The organism is Streptosporangium sp. NPDC023963 (genome assembly GCF_040639135.1).
Lineage (GTDB): Bacteria > Actinomycetota > Actinomycetes > Streptosporangiales > Streptosporangiaceae > Streptosporangium.
Window position 1 is genome coordinate 89,320 of the sequence record NZ_JBEZZK010000010.1, and the last position, 18,892, is coordinate 108,211.

Consider the following 18,892-nt stretch of genomic DNA (forward strand, 5'->3'; position numbering starts at 1 on the left):
GGATCATCGCACGCGGCCTAGCCAGCGGTGCGTCACGCCCGGTATCACGGTAGCACCGTCGCCCCATCCCGAACAGGAGAGCGGATGCTACATCAACCCATAACGGTCGCCGGGGTCGAGGTGTTCCCGCTGTGCGACGCGGTGGGACCGATGGGCGACGCGATCCGGCGGCCGATGCCGCAGATGTTCCCCGGTGGCCGCCACGGCGAGTCGGACGAGTGGATCCTGCACTTCCACTGCTACCTGCTGCGCGACGCGGCGGGCCGTACGGTGCTGGTCGACACCGGCGTCGGCCCCCGCGACTCGCCCGCGGCGAGCTGGGCGCCGGTGCCCGGCGTCCTGGGCGCGGAGCTGGCCCGGGTGGGGACGGCCCTCGAGGAGGTGGACGCGGTGGTCATCACGCACCTGCACAGCGACCACGCGAGCGGCGCGGTGGTCGCGGGGGCACCGGTCTTCGCCAACGCCCGGCACGTCCTGCAGCGCGCCGAGATCGACGCGGCGGGCGAGGCGGTCCTCGATCACGTCGTCCGGCCGCTGGGCGAGCGGGTGCAGGCGGTGGACGGCGGGGCGGAGGTGCTGCCCGGCATCCGGGTGCTGCTCACCCCCGGGCACACCCCGGGCCACCAGGTCGTGCAGGTCGGCGATCTGGTGCTGACCGGCGACGTGGTGCTGCATCCGGTGCAGCTGGAGGACCCGCGGGTGCCCTACCTCTACGACGCCGACCCCGAGCTGGCCGCCGCCACGCGCGTGGAACTGCTCGACCGGGTCAGGGCGGAGGGCGGGATCATCGGCACCGCCCACTTCGCCGAGCCCTTCACCAGGATCGTCTGAGCGAGGGCCCTCACAGGGTTCGGTTGACCCCGGGTCTTTCGCGACGATCGTCAGGAGCTCGCCTGGGCGGCGGCGGCCGGGAGCGGGCGGCGCCGCGCCTTGCCCCGGTAGCGGACGACCTGGACGGCGCCCAGTGCCCAGATCGGGTACTGGGTGGCGAACGCCCACCGGAAGGAGTCCAGGCCGGTGTCGCCCAGGAGGTCGAGGGTGACGCCGATCAGGGCGATCACCACCACGGACGCGACGAAGCCGCCGCCGTTCACGATGCCGGTGGCCGCGCCGATCCGGGTGGCCGGGTTGAAGGTCCTGGCGTAGTCGAAGCCGATCATCGACCCGGGGCCGTTCGCCGCCAGCACCACCACGAGCGCCACCAGCAGCCACAACGGCGCCCGTCCCGGCCAGGCCAGCACGGCGGTCCACGCCCCGGCGGTGGTGCCGATCACGATGAGCACCATCCGGGAGCGGTGGAAGGGGAACCGCCCGGCGAGATAGCCGAGCAGCGGCCCGCACACCATGCCGCACAGGGTCAGCGTGGTCAGCAGCACGCCCGCCGTCGCGGGCGCCAGTCCCTGGCCCTGGACCAGGAACGGATACCCCCACAGCAGCAGGAACGCCGCGGCCGAGCACTGGGTGGCCGCGTGGGTCCACATGCCCAGCCGGGTGCCCGGCTCGGCCCAGGCGGCCTTCAGGCTCGGTGGCTCCCCCGTACGCTCGGGGCGGGGGTCGCGCAGCACCGTGACCAGCAGGAACACGGAGACCACGCCCAGGGCGGCGGCGCCCAGGAAGGTCGGCGTCCAGCCGTACGTGTGCAGGGAGTGGATGAGGGGGACCGCGGAGGCGATCGCGCCGAGCTGGCCGAGCAGGCCGGTGAGCTGGACCATCAGCGGGTTGCGGCGGGCGGGGAAGGACAGGCCGACCAGCCTGATCACGCTGATGAACGTCATCGCGTCCCCGCACCCGATCAGCGCCCGCCCGGCGATCCCCGGAAGCAGCCCTCCGGCCAGGGCGAAGACGAGCTCGCCGCAGGCCATCACCGCGGCACCCAGGACCAGCATGCGCTTGGACCCGAGCCGGTCGACCAGCATCCCGACGGGCACCTGCATGCCCGCGTAGACCAGCAGCTGGCACATGGCCAGGACCGAGAGTCCCGCCGCGCCGACGTCGAGCCTCGCCGCGGCCTCGATGCCCGCCACGCCCAGCGACTGCCGGTGGAAGACGGCGATGACGTAGGCCACCACGCCCGTGGCCCAGAAGAGAATCGCCATGGACCGTGGTGTCATGGGGGAAATATTACTTTTTGCGTGTTTTAGGAATGCGATCGGGTCCGCCGAGGTGCGCGGAGATCAGCGGCGCGGGTAGCGGATGAGCAGGCTGGCGTGGACGTCCCGGTCACCGAGGACGGCGTACGCGTGCGGGACGTCCGACCGCCAGGAGATGTGCTCGCCGGGACCGGCCCGCAGGGGAGCCTCGACCGGTCCGGCGCTGAGCGTTCCGGCGAAGACGGTGACGTGCTCGGTGACACCCTCGTGGTGGGCGGGGGAGACCTGCGTCGTCCCCGCCCGGAGCACCACCCGGTAGAGCTCGTAGGTGACCTCCTCGTCCTCGAAGACCTGGAGCAGCGTCCCCTCGACGGCCGTGCCGTGGACGACGGGGATCGCCCGGGTCCGCCCGCCGGTCCCGCTCCCGCTCGCGTCCACCGGCGGCGGGGTGCCGACGGCCATCGCCAGGGGGACGCCGAGCTCGGCGGTGATCGCCCAGAGGGTCTCCAGGGTGGGGTTGCGGGTGCCGTTCTCCAGGCCGGAGAGCGTGGCCTTGCCGACACCGGCGGCGCGGGCGAGGGCGGACAGGGAGATGCCGCGCTCCTCGCGCAGCCGGCGGATCCGCCGCCCGATGTCGGGCGTGCCGCCGTCCACGGCGGGTTCGCCGGCCGCGCGGACGTCCGCGGCGGGCCGGCCGGGCGCGCCGGTGTTCGCTGAGAGCCGGTCGAGCGCGTCGGTGTCCGCCTCGGTGTCCGCCGAGGGCGCGCCGGCCGCACCGGCGGTCGTGGCGGGCCGGTGGGGCGTGCCGGTGTCCCCGGCGGGCCTGGGGCTTTGTGCTCCGGAGTCCATGGGGTTATCGTGCAGCATGAGGGCCGTTCCGTTTACGGAACGGTCGGCGTCATCCCCCCAAGGATCGAACATGACACGCATGCTTCAACCCGTGCTGGCCGGGGTGGTGACCACGGTGGTCGGTTTCGCCAGCTCCTTCGCCGTGGTCCTGGCAGGGCTCAGGGCGGTGGGCGCCGACGAGCGGCAGGCGGCGTCGGGGCTCCTCGCCCTCTGCGTGGCCAACGGCGTGGTGGCCGTCTGGCTGGGCCTGCGGCAGCGCATCCCGATCGTCGTGGCCTGGTCCACCCCGGGGGCGGCGCTGCTGGTCGCGACCGGGACCGTGGAGGGCGGTTTTCCCGTCGCGGTCGGGGCGTTCGCGGTCTCGGGACTCCTCCTCACCGCCGCCGGTCTCTTCCCCGTCCTGGGCCGGTGGATCGCGGCCATCCCCACGCCGATCGCCGGTGCCATGCTCGCCGGGGTCCTGCTCGACCTGTGTGTCGCGCCGGTCAGGGCGCTCGCCGAGATACCTGTGACGGCGGGTCCCGTCGTGCTCACCTGGGCGCTGCTGAGCAGGTTCGCCCGCAGGTGGGCGATCCCGGTGGCCCTCCTCGTCGCCGTCGTCACCATCGCGCTGACCGGTCCCGGGCTGGGCGCGGTGGACCTGCGGCCGGTGCTGGAGGTGACCGCCCCGTCCTGGAGCGCCCAGGCGATGGTCGGCATCGCGCTCCCGCTGTTCCTGGTCACCATGGCCTCGCAGAACGTGCCGGGCATGGCGGTCCTCGCCGGGTACGGCTACCGTCCCCCGCTGCGCGGGATCCTCGTCTCCACCGGCCTGGCGAGCGCGCTGGGTGCCCCGCTGGGCGGCCACGCGGTGAACCTGGCGGCGATCAGCGCCGCCCTGTCCGCCGGACCCGACGCCGACCCCGATCCGGCCCGCCGGTGGATCGCCTCGGTCTCCTCGGGCGTCTCGATGATCGTCCTCGGGATCGGCTCGGGGCTGGCCACCGCGCTCGTGCTGCTCTCCCCGCCGCTGCTCGTCGAGGCCGTCGCCGGCCTCGCCCTGCTCGGCGCGCTCGCCTCGGCCGTCGTCTCGGCCGTCGCCGACCCCGAGGGCAGGGAGGCCGCGGTCGTCACCTTCGTGGTCACCGCGTCGGGACTGACGATCCTGGGCGTGGGCGCCGCTTTCTGGGGGCTCGTCGCGGGCGGGCTCATGACACTCCTGAACCGTCGCGGGAAACCTCCTCGAACCCCGGCCGGCGAGGCACCGGTGGACGAGACCGCGCCGGATCGGGACCGGGACCCGGATCCCGATCCGGACGCGGGCGAGGCAGGTCCGGACATGCCTCAGCCGGTGCGGCCCGCGGGGCGCACCGGCTGAGAGAGGATGTGACTAGCGGTGGTCGGAGCGTCCGTGGCGACCGGCCACGAGCTGGTCGGTGGAGGACTGACGGGGCACCTCGACCCGGGGGTGGGGCGCGGTGTCCTCGACGCGGTCGTCGACGCCGTCGCGGTCGCGGTCGCGGTCGACCACGGGGGCCGTGGCCGGGGCCGTGGCGGTCGCGGGGGCCGCGGTCGCGGGGGCCTCCTCGAGCTTGCGCTCCAGCTCCCGCTTCTCCTCCTCCAGGCGGGTGACGCGGTCACGCGCCTCCATCCGCGAGGCGCGGAGGCTGCGACGCTTCGTGGCCGAGCGCCGCATACCGGAGAACATCATCCCCAGGCCGAGCAGGAAGACCGCTCCGGTGGCCACGCCCGCGAAGAAGAGCTCCAGCTGGGTGAACTGGAACAGGCGGTCGAACACGGTGAACGAAGCGGTGGTGGTCGATGCTGCGGTCTCGTCCCAGGAGACCGCGATCACGGTCGCACCCGCGAGTACGATCAAGAGAAGTCCCAGCACTATCATGTGGCTACCACCTCAGGCTTTGGCTGTTGTGACAGCCACTGCTGCCCTCGGCGAGCGGGATTATTCATCGGATCCCGATGGTTGCCAGGGAATGTGAAGGACGAGCTGCCGCGAAACGCCACGAACATCGACGTCGTCGTCATCGGCGCGGGGCAGGCGGGGCTCTCCAGCGCCTACTTCCTGCGCCGGGCCGGGCTGGACTTCACGGTGCTCGACCGCTCCCCCCGGCCCGGTGGCGCGTGGCAGTTCCGCTGGCCCTCCCTCACCCTCGGCGCCACCCACCACGTGCACGACCTGCCGGGGCTGCCGATGGGCCCCGTCGACACGACCCGGCCCTCGGCCGAGGTCGTCTCCGAATACTTCGCCGCCTACGAGCGGGCCTTCGAGCTGCCGGTACGCCGCCCGGTCGAGGTGCGGGCCGTCCGGGAGGGCGCGGAAGGGCGGCTGCTGGTGGAGACCGGGGCCGGTGACTGGTCGGCACGCGCGCTGATCAACGCCACCGGCACCTGGGACCGCCCGTTCTGGCCCCGCTATCCGGGCCAGGAGACGTTCCGGGGGCGCCAGCTCCACACCGCCGACTACGTGAGCCGCGAGGAGTTCGCGGGCATGCGCGTGGTGGTGGTCGGCGCCGGGGCCTCGGGCGTCCAGCTCCTGATGGAGATCGCGGAGGTCGCCACGACCACCTGGGTCACCCGGCGTCCTCCCGCCTTCGTGAGGGGGCCGCTCAACGAGAACCTCGGCCGCGAGGCCGTCGCCCGGGTCGACGCCCGCGTCCGAGCCGGGCTCGTACCGGGCAGCGTGGTCGGGGCCACCGGCTACCCGGTGACCCCCCAGGTGGAGGCGGCCATGGCGGCGGGTGTCCTGGACCGGCTGCCGATGTTCGACAGGATCACCCCTGAGGGCGTGGCCTGGGACGCCGGGCCGGACGGGCCCGCCCGCCTGGTCGGGGCGGACGTGATCCTCTGGGCGACCGGGTTCCGGCCCGTCGTCGGACACCTGGCCCCGCTGCGCCTGCGCGAGCCCGGCGGCGGCATCCGGGTCGAGGACACCCGGGCCCTCCTCGACCCCCGGGTTCTCCTGGTCGGCTACGGCCCCTCCGCCAGCACCGTCGGCGCCAACCGCGCCGGCCGTACCGCCGTGCGGCACGTCCGCCGCCTTCTCGCGGCACCCGCCACTTCCGGGCGGCCGGTCCCCTCCGCGGCGGCGTAGGGACCACGGCCGGCGAGGGGGCGTCACGGGGGATGCCATCGAGGCGGAAATGCGGATCTCCCGGAGATTCCGGGCCTGTCGCGGCAGGTTTAAGGTTGACGCCCATGGACCGTACCCGCCTGTATCGCAACGGCGTCCTGGAGGCCGAGGGCTTTCCCATCGACGACATCTCCGAACATGTGGAGGACGAGTCCGCCGTCGTCTGGTTCGACCTCTGCTCGCCCACGAAGGCGGACCTGGCGAAGATCAGCGAGGAGCTCGGTCTCCACCCCCTGGCCGTCGAGGACGCGCTGCACAGCCACCAGCGTCCCAAACTCGACACCTACGACAGCCACCTGTTCATCACCGCCTACGCGGCGAGACTGGTGGACAAGGGGATCGACTTCATCGAGGTCTCGATCTTCGCGACCAAGAACGCCCTGGTCACCGTACGGGAGAACCCCGAGTTCGACATCGACGAGGTGATCAGGCGCTGGGACGCCAACGCCGCCATGGTCAGGTTCGGGGTGCCGTACCTGCTGCACGGCCTGCTCGACCACATCGTGGACGGCTACTTCGAGGTGCTGCAGGGGGTGGACGACCGGGTCGAGGAGCTGGAGGACGATCTCTTCCAGGACAACCCCGGTGACATGCCGCACATCCAGCGCCGGACCTACGACATGCACAAGAAGCTGGTGCGCTTCCGGCGGCTGGCGGTGCCGACGCGCGAGGTCGTGGGCAGCCTGCTGCGCAGGGAGGACGTCCTGGATCCCAAGCTGGTCCCGTACTACCAGGACATCTACGACCACACCCTGCGCACCGCGGAGTGGAGCGAGTCGCTGCAGGACCTGGTGAGCAACGTCCGCGAGGCCCACATGAACCAGCAGGGGTTCCGGCTCAACGACATCATGAAGAAGATCACCAGCTGGGCGGCCATCATCGCGGTGCCCACGATGATCACCGGTTTCTACGGGCAGAACGTGCCCTACCCCGGTTTCGCCCAGTCGATCGGGTTCTGGACGTCCACGATCCTGATCGTCGTGGGCACGGTGCTGCTCTACCGGGCGTTCAAGAAGCGCAACTGGCTCTGACGTGACAGCCGTCCCCCACCGGGTCACCTGACCGGCCGGGAGACCGCCCGCCGTAGCCTGGCCTCAGGGAGAACGGCCGGGTCCGGCCCGGCATCCGGCAGGGATCGGCGATCGGTGGGGGACGAGCTGCATGGCACGCGGACGGCTGCGCGTCTACCTGGGGGCCGCCCCCGGGGTGGGCAAGACCTTCGCGATGCTGGCCGAGGGGCGTGAGCGCGGGGAGCGCGGCACCGACGTGGTGGTCGGGCTGGTGGAGACGCACGGGCGCGAGCGCGTCGAGAGGCTGCTGGAGGGGATGGAGATCGTCCCGCGGGTGGCGGCGGAGCACCGCGGGGCCGTGTTCGGCGAGCTGGACGTGGACGCCGTCATCGCGCGGAGGCCGGAGGTCGTCCTGGTCGACGAGCTGGCCCACACCAACGTGCCGGGCTCGCGCAACGCCAAGCGCTGGCAGGACGTGGAGGAGGTCCTGGAGGCCGGGATCGACGTGGTCTCCACCCTCAACGTCCAGCACCTGGAGTCGCTCGGGGACGCGGTCGAGGAGATCACCGGGGTGGTCCGGCGCGAGACGGTGCCCGACGAGGTGGTGCGGCGGGCCGGGCAGGTGGAGCTGGTGGACATGGCCCCGGAGGCGTTGCGCCACCGGATGGCGCGCGGCGACGTGTACGCGCCGGAGAGAGTGGACGCGGCACTGTCGACGTACTTCCGGCCGGGCAACCTGACAGCGCTGCGCGAGCTGGCGCTGCTGTGGGTGGCGGGAGAGGTTGGCGACGGGCTCGGCCGCCACCGCGCCGAGCACCGCGTCGCCGGGGCGCGGGAGACCCGTGAGCGGGTGGTGGTGGCGCTGGCGGGGGGCCCGGAGGGGGAGACCCTGGTGCGCCGGGCGGCGCGGATCGCGGCGAGGTCCCCGCGGGCGGACCTGCTGGCGGTGCACGTGACGATGGCCGACGGCCTGGCGAACGCCGATCCGGCGCGCCTGGCCAGGCAGCGTGCGCTGGTGGAGAGCCTGGGCGGCGGCTACCACCAGGTGGTGGGCGACGACGTGCCGCGGGCGCTGCTGGACTTCTCCCGGCGGGTGAACGCCACGCAGCTGGTGCTGGGGGTCTCCCGGCGCGGACGGCTCGCGCGGACCCTCTCCCGCGGGGTCGGGGTGACCACGGCCGCGTCCTCGGGGACCGTCGACGTCCACATGATCACCCACGAGGAGGCGGGGAGGTCCGGCGGCCGCGGCCCGTCGCGCGCCGCGCTCACCCGCTCCCGCAGGCTCGCCGGTTGGGGGACCGCGCTGCTCGGGCTCCCCCTGCTCACCGCCGTCCTCCTGGGCCTCAGCCACGCGACGTTGCCGAGCGTGATACTGCTGTTCCTGCTGATGGTGGTCTGCGTCGCGCTGACCGGCGGCATGTGGCCCGCGATCACCGCCGCGGTGGCCGGATTCGCGCTCCTCAACTGGTACTTCACGCCGCCCTTCCACTCGCTGGCCGTGACGCGACCGGAGAACCTGCTCGCCCTGGTCGTCTACGTGCTGGTCGCGATCATGGTGAGCGCGGTCGTCGACCTGGCGGCCCGCCGCGCCAGGGAGGCCGCCCTCGCGGGCGCGGAGGCCGAGGTGCTGGCGACTCTCGCCGGATACGTGCTCCGGGGCGAGGCGGCGCTGCCGTCCCTGCTCTCCCGGCTCAGGGAGATCTTCGGACTGGCCTCCGTCACCCTGCTGGAACGCCGGCCCGACGGCCCGTCCGGTCCATCTGGTCCATCTGGTCCATCTGGTCCATCTGGTCCATCCGGTCCATCCGGTCCATCTGGTCCGTCCGGCTCCTCCGGTCCGGACGGTTCGGGGACTTCGGACGGTCCGGGCGGCTCGGACGGCCTCGATGGTTCGGGCGGCTCGGGCGGCTCGGGCGGCTCGGACGGCTGGCGGATCGTGGCGACCGGGGGCGGGGAGCCGTCCACCCGTCCCGGCGTCGCCGACACCGACGTGGTCGTCGACGACGACCTGGTACTGGCCGTACGCGGGTGGCTGCCCGGCACGTCCGGCCGCAGGGTGCTGGAGGCGTTCGCCGCCGAGGCGGCGGTGGCGCTGCGCCACCGCCGCCTCGCCGAGCAGGCGGGGCGGCTGCGCCCGCTCGCCGAGGCCGACAGGATGCGCACCGCGCTGCTCGCCGCGGTCAGCCACGACCTGCGCACCCCGCTCGCCTCGGCCAGGGCCGCCGTGGAGGGCCTGCGCGCCACCGACGTCGACTGGTCGCCGGACGACAGGGAGGAACTGCTCGCCACGGCCGACGAGTCCCTGGCCAAGCTGGACCGCCTGGTCGTCAACCTGCTCGACATGAGCCGCCTGCAGGCCGGGGCGCTCGGGCTGACGCTCCAGCCGACGGCGCTCGAGGAGATCGTCCCCCGGGTCGTCGACGAACTGGGCCCGCCGCACGACCGGGTGCTGAACCGCCTGCCCGAGGATCTCCCCGAGATCGCCGCCGACCCCGCGCTGCTCGAACGCGTACTGGTCAACCTCGTCTCCAACGCCGTCCGCTACAGCCCGCCGGGCGTCGCCGTGCTGGTCGGGGCGAGCGCGGACGGCGACGACGGCGGACACGTGGAGATCAGGGTCGTCGACCGGGGGCCGGGGATCCCCGAGGAGTCGCGCGACCGGGTCTTCATGCCCTTCCAGCGGCTCGGCGACCGGGACAACGCCACCGGCGTCGGTCTCGGCCTCGCGCTCTCCCGGGGGCTGGCGGAGGCCATGGGCGGCACCCTCGTACCGGACGAGACACCGGGCGGGGGCCTCACCATGGTCCTGACCCTGCCCGTCTTCCCGCGGCACCGGGCCGCGCCCGCACCTGTGGAGGACCTGTGACGCGCATCCTCGTCGTCGACGACGAGCCCCAGCTCCTGCGGGCGCTGCGGATCAACCTGGCCGCCCGCGGGTACGAGGTGGCCGTGGCCGGCGACGGCGCCGCCGCCCTGCGCCAGGCCGCCGACCGGCACCCCGACCTGGTCGTGCTCGACCTCGGCCTGCCCGACATGGACGGGGTGGAGGTCATCCACGGGCTGCGCGGCTGGACCACCGTCCCGATCATCGTGCTGTCCGGCAGGGCCGAGGGCCGCGACAAGGTGGAGGCCCTCGACGCGGGCGCCGACGACTACGTCATCAAGCCGTTCGGCGTCGACGAACTGCTCGCCAGGATCCGCGCGGTGTCGCGTCGCGCCTCGGTCACCGAGGAGGAACCGGCCCGGTTCGTGATCGGCGGGCACGAGGTGGACCTGGCGGGCAAGACCGTCTCCGGCGGCGTGCGGCTGACCCCCACCGAGTGGCGCCTGCTGGAGATCCTGGTCCGCAACCCCGGCAAGCTGATCACCCAGCGCCGCCTGCTGAACGACGTCTGGGGCGCCGCCTACGGCAAGGAGACCAACTACCTCCGCCAGTACATGGCCCAGATGCGCAAGAAACTGGAGCGCGACCCCGCCCGCCCGGTCCACCTGCTCACCGAACCGGGCATGGGCTACCGCTTCCAGCCCTGACCGCCTCCAGCCCCGACCGGCCGCCCTCCGGGTACGGTCTCAACCAGCGGACACCCCCGTGTCAACCAGGGGATTACCGGGAATCGGTCAAGCACGAGCCTGTAGACCCTTCTGGAGGCATGGGTGAGCACGCGGGGGGTGGTCACCGTAATGCTCGGCGCCGCGGTGCTCTTCTCACTGTCGACGCACGACGACACGCGCGCGAGGGCCGCGCCGGCCCGGGTCGCGCCGCTGGACAACCCGGACGGTATGGGCCCCGGGCTGGCGCCCGTCAGGTCGACCGGAGACCGGGGCGTCGCCGTCAGGCTGATCGGGAAACTCCGGGTCGCGCCGATGGGTTCCAAGGCCGGCTACAGCCGGGCCAGGTTCGGCGAGAACTGGGCCGACACCGCCAGAGGAGTGCCGTACGCGCGCAACGGCTGCCGTACCCGCGACGACCTGCTGGCCCGCGACGGCGAGGACGTGCGCTACCGCCGCGGATCCGACTGCGTGGTCGTCTCCATGAAGTTGCGCGATCCCTACACCGGCCGGATCGTCCGCTGGACCAAGAAGCGTTCCGACGAGATCCAGGTCGACCACGTGGTCCCGCTGTCCTACGAGTGGCGGATGGGGGCCTCCCGCTGGCCGCTGTCCAAGCGGAAGCGCATCGCCAACGACCCGCTCAACCTCCTCCCGGTGTACGGCGACGCCAACGAGGCCAAGGGCGGCTCGGGACCGGCGTCCTGGCTCCCTCCCGTACGCGGGGTCCGCTGCGCCTACGTCGTCCGCTTCGCCCAGGTGGCCCTGAAGTACAACCTGCCGGTCACCCGCGCGGACAAGACCGTCATGCTCGCCCAGTGCCGGTGACACCCGCGCGGCCGCCCGGAGACGAGGGCCGTACGGAGGCCGGGCGGGGGGACCCGTTCTGAAGCGGGCGCGCTGAGAAGCGGGGCCGGTCGGAAGCGGGTGCGCTGAGAAGCGGGTGCCGCTCAGAAGCGGCGGAGCAGGGCCTGCTTGGCGGTGGTGAACTCCTCGTCGGTGAGAATGCCGTCCTTGTGCAGGTCACCGAGTTCGCGCAGGCGGCGCAGGAGCGAGTCCGGGTCGTCGCCGCCGGCGGATGCCGCAGGTGCGGTGGCCTCGATCGCCGGGGGCTCCGCGGCGGCGGACAGCCGGGCGTCCGAGGGGTGCGGCAGCCTGGCGACGATCGCGGCGACGAGCAGCGCCGTCGTGCGGGTCTCCTTGTCGAAGCCCCACAGGACGAGACAGTGCGGGTCGTGCTTGGGAGCGAGCTTGTGCGGTGCCGAGCCCTTCACGTGGAAGCGGAGGTAGCCGTTCTCCAGGCCCGAGGTCGGGAACCACTCCACGCCGTTCAGGTCCTTCAGCGCGATCCGCTGGGGGCCGGCCGACTTCTTGCCCTCCTCCGTCGACCAGCTCCATTCGAGGCGGATCGACTCGCCGTCGAACGTCGCCGTGCCGTCGCCCGCCGGAACCACCACGGGCAGGGCGGGGCCCGGCATGAGATAGCGCTCCGAGGGACCGTCCGGCACCTGCTCGATCACCAGCGCGTTGCGCACCTCGTCGACGAAGTACTCGGCGGCGCCGGTGCGGTCGGCGTCCACGACCAGCTGGTACGGGTCGGCGGCGTCGGCGATCCGCCCCCCTGCCGCCTGGTTGAACGGGTCGGCGCCCTCGCGCAGCCGTAGCCGCAGCCTGCCGCCCTTCTTGCCGGGCTCGTAGGCGATGCCGGCCACCGCCTCCAGCGGCACCCGCACCTCGCCCAGCAACTGCCGCAGTTTCTTCACGCTCCGGTCGCGACCGGGGACGATCCGCAGCATCTCACCGTCGAACGTCCAGGTTCCGTCACGCACCATGACCTCCGCCATACGGCGATCGTATGGCGAGGCGGTCACATGACGCGCATGATCGAACGTTCGGCCGTCCGGGACGGCGCGGCGCGCACGGCCCGGCTTCCGATCGGACGTCGTGGTCTTCTATTCTTCGAAGTCGACCAGGCCACCTTCGGAGCCGCTCCACAACCGTCTTCCCAGCCGGTCGCCGACCGCCTCCGGAGCCGATCACCAGCAGGCGAAGGAACTCCCGTGACCTCTCCGGCCCTGACCATCGACGAGCTGACCGCCCGGCGAGACGGTGCCCAGCGTGACTACGACGCGCTCGTCCGGCGCGGTCTGTCCCTCGACCTGACACGGGGCAAGCCGTCGGCGCGGCAGCTCGACCTCTCCGAGGCGTTGCTGGACCTGCCCGCCGGCCACACCGCCGCGGACGGCACCGACTGCCGCAACTACGGCGGGCTCCAGGGCCTGGCCGAGCTCAGGGAGATCTTCAGCGGCCCGCTGCAGGTGCCCGCCGCCCAGCTCGTCGCCGCGGACAACTCCAGCCTCTCGCTGATGCACGACTCGATCGTCCACGCCCTGCTCGGGACGCTGCCCGGAGCCGAGCGCCGCTGGGCCGACGAGCCGCGGATCGCGTTCCTGTGCCCGGTTCCCGGGTACGACCGCCACTTCGCCCTGTGCGAGCGGTTCGGCATCGAGCTGATCCCGGTGCCGATGGACGCCGAAGGGCCGGACATGGACGTCGTGGAGCGTCTCGTGCTCGACGACCCCCAGGTCAAGGGCATCTGGTGCGTGCCCAAGTACAGCAACCCCGGCGGTGTCTCCTACGGTGACGAGACGGTGCGGCGCCTGGCCGCCATGCCGGCCGCCGCCCCGGACTTCCGGATCTTCTGGGACAACGCCTACGCCGTGCACCACCTGACCGACACGCCCGCGGAGATCGCCGACGTCCTGGCGCTGTGCGCGGAGAACGGCAACCCCGACCGCGTCTTCGTCTTCGGTTCCACCTCGAAGATCACCTTCGCCGGTTCCGGCGTCTCCTTCTTCGGGTCGTCCCCGGCCAACGTGGCCTGGCTGCTCGGGAACACCGCCAAGCGCACCATCGGCCCCGACAAGCTCAACCACCTCCGCCACGTGGAGTTCCTGCGCGACGAGAACGGCCTGGCCGAGCACATGCGCCGCCACCGGGAGCTGCTCCGCCCGAAGTTCGACGCGGTCGAGACGATCCTCACGAAGGAACTGGGCGGCAGCGGCCTGGCGACCTGGTCCAACCCCGCGGGCGGCTACTTCGTCAGCCTCGACGTGCTGGAGGGCTGCGCGCGCGAGGTGGTGCGGCGGGCGGGAGAGGCGGGCATCGCCCTCACCCCCGCGGGCGCCACCCACCCGTACGCGACGGATCCCCGTGACAGCACCATCCGCATCGCCCCCACCTACCCCGAGCTCGACGAGCTGGAACTGGCCATCTCCGGCCTTGCCGTCTGCGTGCGCCTCGTCGCCACCGAGAAGCTCCTGGAGGGGGCCCGCTAGGCACATCCCGCCGGTACCCCGACGGGCCCCCGCCAGAGTTTTCGGCAGGCGCCCGCCGAGGTCGGCCGGGGGTCTGCCGGGGTGTCCGCCAGGCGCCCGCCGGACCGTCGTCGAAGGCCCCGCGCGTCCCTCCGGCCGGTTCCCCGCGCCGGGGGGACGTTCCGCGTTTCCCGTCTCACGCTTCGTGTCCGGCCGTCAAGGAGGTGTCAGGGTAGGGCCGCGGAGTGTCAGGGTCCCGTCCGGAACCGTCCGATCCGCCCCTCGCCGACCTAGCGTCCCCTGTGTCCGGCCATCCGGCCGGGCCGCGAAAGCAGGAGGAAGCATGGGCGTCTCGCACGCGAGGGAAACCCCGCTGCCGCTACCCGTCCGCCGGGGTCCAGGGACCCCTCCCACCGGTTTCCCCGAGTCCACCGGTTTCCCCGGGCGAAGGGTGACCGCGTCCGGCGAGATCGCCGGCGCCCCGTGGTCGGCGACCACGCGCGTCACGGCCACGGGAGAGGTCACGGTCGGCGGGGTGTCCCTCACCGAGATCGCTCACCGGTTCGGCACCCCCGTCTACGTGATCGACGAGACGGACGTGCGGCTGCGCTGCCGCGCCTACCGGGCCGCGCTCCCGGGCGCCGAGATCGCGTACGCGGCCAAGGCGTTCCTCTGCCGCGCGATGGCCGACTGGATGCGGGCCGAGGGGATGAGCCTCGACGTCTGCTCGGGAGGCGAGCTGGCGGTCGCCAGGTCCGTCGGGTTCCCCGCGAGGCGGATCATCATGCACGGCAACGCGAAGACGCCCGCCGAGCTGCGCAGGGCGGTGGACGAGGGCGTCGGCAGGATCGTGGTGGACAACGTCGCCGAGATCAACAGGCTCGCCGCGCTCGTCCCGATCGACCGTCGTCAGAAGGTGCTGGTCCGGGTGACGCCCGACATCGAGGCGGGCGCCCACCCCAAGATCCGTACCGCGGGCGAGGACCAGAAGTTCGGCCTGTCCATCCTGAGCGGTGCCGCCGGGGACGCCGTGGCCAGGGTCCTGCACCAGCCCCGGCTGGAACTGGCCGGGCTCCACTGCCACCTGGGCTCGCAGATCGACGACGTCGAGCCGTACGAGCGGGCGGCCAGGGTCCTGATCGGCGAGATGGCCCGGATCCGCGACACCCACCGGGTGATCCTGCCCGAGCTCGACCTGGGCGGCGGGCACGGCATCGCCTACCTGCCGGGTACGGGAGGACTCGACCTGAGGCGTCTCGCGAACGCGGTCGTCACCGCGATCACGGAGCGGGCCGCCGGGTTCGGCCTGCCGGTGCCCCGGCTCATCGTGGAGCCCGGCCGGGCGATCGCCGGTACCGCCGGGACCACGCTCTACCGTGTCGTCGCGGTCAAGCGCGGAGGCTCGCGGACGTTCGTCGCCGTCGACGGCGGGATGAGCGACAACCCCCGTCCCGCCCTGTACGGAGCGCGCTACACCGTACGGCTCGCCGGGCGCGTCTCCCGCGAGGGGCCGCGCTCGTTCACGGTCGTCGGCCACCACTGCGAGACGGGCGACACGATCGCGGAGGACGTCCCGCTCCCCGCCGACCTGCGCCCGGGTGACCTCATCGCGCTGGCGGCCACCGGGGCCTACCACCACTCGATGGCCTCGACCTACAACCTCATGGGCCGGCCCCCGGTCGTCGCCGTACGCGACGGCCGGGCGAGGCTGCTCGTCCGCAGGGAGATGGAGCAGGACCTGATGCGCCGCGACGTGGGCCTGTAGGAGGCCGGCCCACGCAGACCCGCGGCGGGTGAGGAATGGCGCAAATGAACGTAGGGAAAGGGTGAAGAAAACACATCGACATTGGCCTGCGGGCATTTCCCGGGCTTCCATGGAGGGGCAGAGACCGGCCCCCTCGGCGAATGTCTGCTCCGCGACGAATGTCTGTCTTATGAAGGAGTGGTGGCGATGTTCGGGACCGAGCCGGCGGGATTCTCGCTCGCCGGAGGATTCGTCACCGTCGTCGCCGCCACCGCGGCCGCCTCGCTGCTCCTCGCGCCGGCGGAGGCCGCCGGCCGCGTGCTGATCATGGTGATCGCCGTGTGCGCCCACGCCGCCTGCGGGGTCCGCGCCGGGGTCGCGCTGGCGACGGCCGTCATGGCGTGGTTCTTCGGTACCGGCTTCCTGGTCAACGGTGCCGGGGAGCTCAGCTTCGGCAGGCCGGACCTGCTCCGCCTCGGCCTGCTCGTCGCCGTCGCGCTGGGTGTGAACGCGTGCGCCGCCGCGTACCGGGCGGTCGCCGCCAGGCGCAGGCTCCGCGTCCCGCTGGCCGGAGAAGACCCCTCACGGCTGGTCCTCGTCCGGAACTGACGCGCCCCGCGCCCCGGGGGCCGCGCGATCGGCGGACGTCCTCCGCACGGTTCCCCTGCCGTGCCCGGCCGGTGCCGGGCACGGCGTTCTCCGCTGTTCGGTGAGGCTCCGCGAGGGCTCAGGTCGGCGGTGTCTCGTCCGGCGGTGTCTCGTTGGTGAACTTGTCGCAGTTGGCGGGGTACGCGGGAGGCCCGAGAGGCGTTCCCGGAGCGAAGAAGCCTCCCGTCACCGGAACCGGGCGGCCCAGCAGGCATTTCGTCCAGGAGACCTGACCGGCCGAGTTCTGAACCGTGAGGTGGAGGTACGGAAGGGCGCCGTCCTGAAGGACCGTCGCCGCGACGTCCACCACATCGGTGGGATGGCCGGGGACCGTCGAAAGGTCGTGCCAGCGTGGAGTCGTTCGCGGGTCGCGGATCCGCGCCGTCCCGTCGCTCCGAACCGACGCGGTGATCGGTTCGAGAAGCAGGTACGCCACGGACACGGCGGATGTCGGCGCCGCGGGACCCGCGGGCCCCGCGGGTCCCGCCGGGCCGGGTGCGCCGGGCGTGCCCGCGGCTCCCGTGGCGCCGGTCGGTCCCACCGGTCCGGCGGCGCCCGGTTCGCCCGCGGGGCCGACGGGCCCCGCCGCGCCCTCTGGACCCGCGGGCCCGGGGGCACCGGTGGCTCCCGCGGGTCCAGCAGGTCCTTCCGGTCCGATCGGTCCGATCGGTCCGATCGGCCCGGCGGGTCCAGCAGGTCCTTCCGCCCCCGCCGGTCCCTCCGGTCCGATCGGGCCTGCCGGTCCCGTGGGTCCGACGGCTCCAGCCGGTCCTTCCGGCCCGATCGGTCCCGTGAGTCCGTCGGCTCCGGCCGGGCCGATGGGGCCTGCCGGGCCCATCGGCCCGGCCGGGCCGATCGCGCCCGTCGCGCCCATGGGCCCCAGCGCGCCCGCGGGACCCGGCGCACCCGGTGCGCCGGGGGCGCCGGTGTCACCCTTCGCTCCCGTGGCTCCCGCCGGTCCGGCCGGTCCGGCCACTCCCGCGGCGCCCACCGGGCCTGCCGGTCCTTCGGGTCCCATCGGTCCCATCGGTCCCATCGGCGCGAGCGAGCCGTCCGGAAGGCTCGCCTCAACCGGGTTCGCCGGGTTCGCCGAGCCAGCAGGGTTCGCCGGGCCAGCAGGCTTCGCCGGGTTCGCCGGATTCGCTGCCTCCGACGGCAGTCCGAGGTTCGACGGTTTCCTTCCGCTGTCGCGGCCTTCCCTGTTCTTTCCGCCGGCACGGCTGTGCTTGCCGGGACGGTCACGGTCACACGCGCAGTGCTTCCCCTGGCACTTGCAGTCTTCCCGCTTGAGGGGTCTCATCAGGAACATGCGCGCGTCGTCCATCGGGCTGGTCGCCCTCCGAACCGGAACGGTCTCGCCACCCGCGTCCTGCGTGTTGAGGGGAATGATGCCTGTGGTGTCGGTTATGGCATTGGCCGGCGTCTGGCAGGAAAGCGCCAGGACGGCACCGATTGCTGTTGTTGTTACAGACCAGTTTCGAGCACGTTTGCCGGAATCAATGATTTGAGCCCGTCTTCTACCGCTAGAAGTCATCGCATTCCATGTCTTTTATGATTCCAGGGAATCGGATTTCTTGAACCGCGACGGTGGCGGCAAGCAGGAGTTACCCGATGATCGACACGGCAAAGCGCAACCCTCGTTAACAAGGTTTAAACGGATTCGTCAACGGCGAGGATGTGTCCAGGTTGTTGAGCTTGAAAACCGTGTTCTCCAGAGATTTCCTGTCCTGTAGGCAATGACCGGAATTTAGGGTTCTCAGGAGTCGCGAGAATTATGGTGTGATTCACCGGCTGTGGCCCGCGACAGGGTCTGTGCGGTTTTCGCCAACGATTTTCCGATTCGGATCCGGCCTCCGCCGCTGCTTTCCACGCCGTGGGGGGCGGCCGGGCTCACGGCCGCCCGAGTGGTCTTCCCGTGAACTGCTTTCCGTGACTGAGGGAAAGAACCACGCGAGCCCCTTCGCCTCGACGGCTCCGGCACCGTGAGCCCCCGACCCGCTCACGCTGCCCCGGGAAGCTCTCATACGTGAGGCCGGACCAGGCGCGACGCGGAGAGCGCGGCCCTCACGCAGGTCCGACACACGAACTGGAGACCGTCACGGTGGGCTGGAGCGCTCCGCCGTTGGCGAAGGTGACGCTCCACCGGTTGCCGATCACCGACTCGGAGGCGATCACGTCGACCCCCAGGGCGCTGCCACTCCACTCTCCGGCGACGACGAGCGTGCCCGCCGGGCATACGCCGCCGAGAACGGTCACCGTTGTGTCAGCGGGAACGAGAGTCGGCGTCCCCGCGGCGACCTGCCTGGTGGCCGGGAGGCTCGGCCCCGCGGGTCCTGCCGGTCCTGTCGCCCCGTCTGCTCCCGCGGGTCCCGCCGGCCCGGCGGGTCCAGCGGGTCCAGCAGGTCCAGTCGGTCCGGCGGGACCCGGCGCTCCGTCGGCGCCCGCGGGTCCGGTCACCCCGGCGACTCCGGTCAGGCCGATGGGTCCTACCGCGCCGTCCGCGCCGGCCGGTCCCGTCGCGCCGTCTGCTCCCGCGGGTCCCGCCGGTCCCGCCGGTG

At 72.6% G+C, this 18,892-nt stretch carries 16 protein-coding genes; 10 read left to right on the forward strand and 6 right to left on the reverse strand.

What is annotated here, in order from left to right:
• Positions 1-84: 84 nt before the first annotated feature.
• Entirely contained in the window at positions 85-831 is a 747-nt protein-coding gene (locus AB0F88_RS27205; protein WP_362689827.1) for an MBL fold metallo-hydrolase, read from the forward strand.
• A gap of 50 nt (positions 832-881) precedes the next feature.
• On the opposite strand, the gene AB0F88_RS27210 is transcribed toward AB0F88_RS27205, so the two are convergent.
• Positions 882-2,111 (reverse strand): MFS transporter, encoded by a 1,230-nt coding sequence (locus tag AB0F88_RS27210; RefSeq protein ID WP_362689830.1) that lies wholly within the window; start codon positions 2,109-2,111, stop codon positions 882-884.
• Positions 2,112-2,174: 63 nt separating this feature from the next.
• Complete coding sequence (locus tag AB0F88_RS27215; RefSeq protein WP_362689833.1) at positions 2,175-2,939, reverse strand: helix-turn-helix domain-containing protein; 765 nt, start codon at positions 2,937-2,939, stop codon at positions 2,175-2,177.
• Between the two features lie 70 nt (positions 2,940-3,009).
• On the opposite strand from AB0F88_RS27215, the gene AB0F88_RS27220 reads away from it, so the two are divergent.
• Positions 3,010-4,296: a benzoate/H(+) symporter BenE family transporter gene (locus AB0F88_RS27220; protein ID WP_362689836.1), complete on the forward strand. Its 1,287-nt coding sequence runs from the start codon at positions 3,010-3,012 to the stop codon at positions 4,294-4,296.
• Positions 4,297-4,308: 12 nt separating this feature from the next.
• On the opposite strand, the gene AB0F88_RS27225 is transcribed toward AB0F88_RS27220, so the two are convergent.
• Positions 4,309-4,797, reverse strand: a complete 489-nt coding sequence (locus tag AB0F88_RS27225; RefSeq protein ID WP_362689839.1) for a hypothetical protein — start codon at positions 4,795-4,797, stop codon at positions 4,309-4,311.
• A gap of 114 nt (positions 4,798-4,911) precedes the next feature.
• Between AB0F88_RS27225 and AB0F88_RS27230 the strand changes: the two genes are divergently transcribed.
• The 5 genes from AB0F88_RS27230 (at position 4,912) to AB0F88_RS27250 (ending at position 11,453) form a co-directional block, all read left to right on the forward strand.
• Complete coding sequence (locus AB0F88_RS27230; protein ID WP_362689842.1) at positions 4,912-6,027, forward strand: FAD-dependent oxidoreductase; 1,116 nt, start codon at positions 4,912-4,914, stop codon at positions 6,025-6,027.
• A gap of 104 nt (positions 6,028-6,131) precedes the next feature.
• Positions 6,132-7,097 carry a magnesium transporter CorA family protein gene (locus AB0F88_RS27235; RefSeq protein WP_362689844.1) on the forward strand — a complete coding sequence of 322 codons (966 nt, stop codon included), beginning with the start codon at positions 6,132-6,134 and terminating at the stop codon, positions 7,095-7,097.
• A gap of 130 nt (positions 7,098-7,227) precedes the next feature.
• Complete coding sequence (locus AB0F88_RS27240; RefSeq protein ID WP_362689847.1) at positions 7,228-9,942, forward strand: DUF4118 domain-containing protein; 2,715 nt, start codon at positions 7,228-7,230, stop codon at positions 9,940-9,942.
• Positions 9,939-10,607, forward strand: coding sequence for a response regulator (locus AB0F88_RS27245; protein WP_362689850.1), 669 nt, complete (start codon positions 9,939-9,941; stop codon positions 10,605-10,607). Before AB0F88_RS27240 ends, AB0F88_RS27245 begins: the two co-directional genes overlap by 4 nt.
• Positions 10,608-10,730: 123 nt before the next feature.
• The gene (locus tag AB0F88_RS27250; RefSeq protein ID WP_362689853.1) at positions 10,731-11,453 is read left to right on the forward strand and encodes an HNH endonuclease family protein; all 723 of its coding nucleotides are present in this window, start codon (positions 10,731-10,733) and stop codon (positions 11,451-11,453) included.
• Positions 11,454-11,575: 122 nt separating this feature from the next.
• Here the strand turns inward: AB0F88_RS27250 and AB0F88_RS27255 are convergent, their stop codons facing one another.
• Positions 11,576-12,469, reverse strand: a complete 894-nt coding sequence (locus tag AB0F88_RS27255) for a DUF4429 domain-containing protein (RefSeq protein ID WP_362689856.1) — start codon at positions 12,467-12,469, stop codon at positions 11,576-11,578.
• 216 nt (positions 12,470-12,685) lie between these two features.
• Here AB0F88_RS27255 and AB0F88_RS27260 point away from each other — a divergent pair, with 216 nt between their 5' ends.
• From AB0F88_RS27260 to AB0F88_RS27270, 3 genes are all read left to right on the forward strand, one after another.
• Complete coding sequence (locus tag AB0F88_RS27260; protein WP_362689859.1) at positions 12,686-13,963, forward strand: aminotransferase class I/II-fold pyridoxal phosphate-dependent enzyme; 1,278 nt, start codon at positions 12,686-12,688, stop codon at positions 13,961-13,963.
• 322 nt (positions 13,964-14,285) lie between these two features.
• Positions 14,286-15,707, forward strand: coding sequence for a diaminopimelate decarboxylase (lysA, locus tag AB0F88_RS27265; protein WP_362689862.1), 1,422 nt, complete (start codon positions 14,286-14,288; stop codon positions 15,705-15,707).
• 186 nt (positions 15,708-15,893) lie between these two features.
• A complete protein-coding gene (locus tag AB0F88_RS27270; RefSeq protein ID WP_362689865.1) occupies positions 15,894-16,295 on the forward strand; it encodes a hypothetical protein in 402 nt (133 codons plus the stop codon).
• Between the two features lie 118 nt (positions 16,296-16,413).
• Here the strand turns inward: AB0F88_RS27270 and AB0F88_RS27275 are convergent, their stop codons facing one another.
• Positions 16,414-16,770 carry a hypothetical protein gene (locus AB0F88_RS27275; protein ID WP_362689868.1) on the reverse strand — a complete coding sequence of 119 codons (357 nt, stop codon included), beginning with the start codon at positions 16,768-16,770 and terminating at the stop codon, positions 16,414-16,416.
• Positions 16,771-18,398: 1,628 nt separating this feature from the next.
• Positions 18,399-18,590 carry a hypothetical protein gene (locus AB0F88_RS27280; protein WP_362689871.1) on the reverse strand — a complete coding sequence of 64 codons (192 nt, stop codon included), beginning with the start codon at positions 18,588-18,590 and terminating at the stop codon, positions 18,399-18,401.
• Between the last annotated feature and the right edge of the window lie 302 nt (positions 18,591-18,892).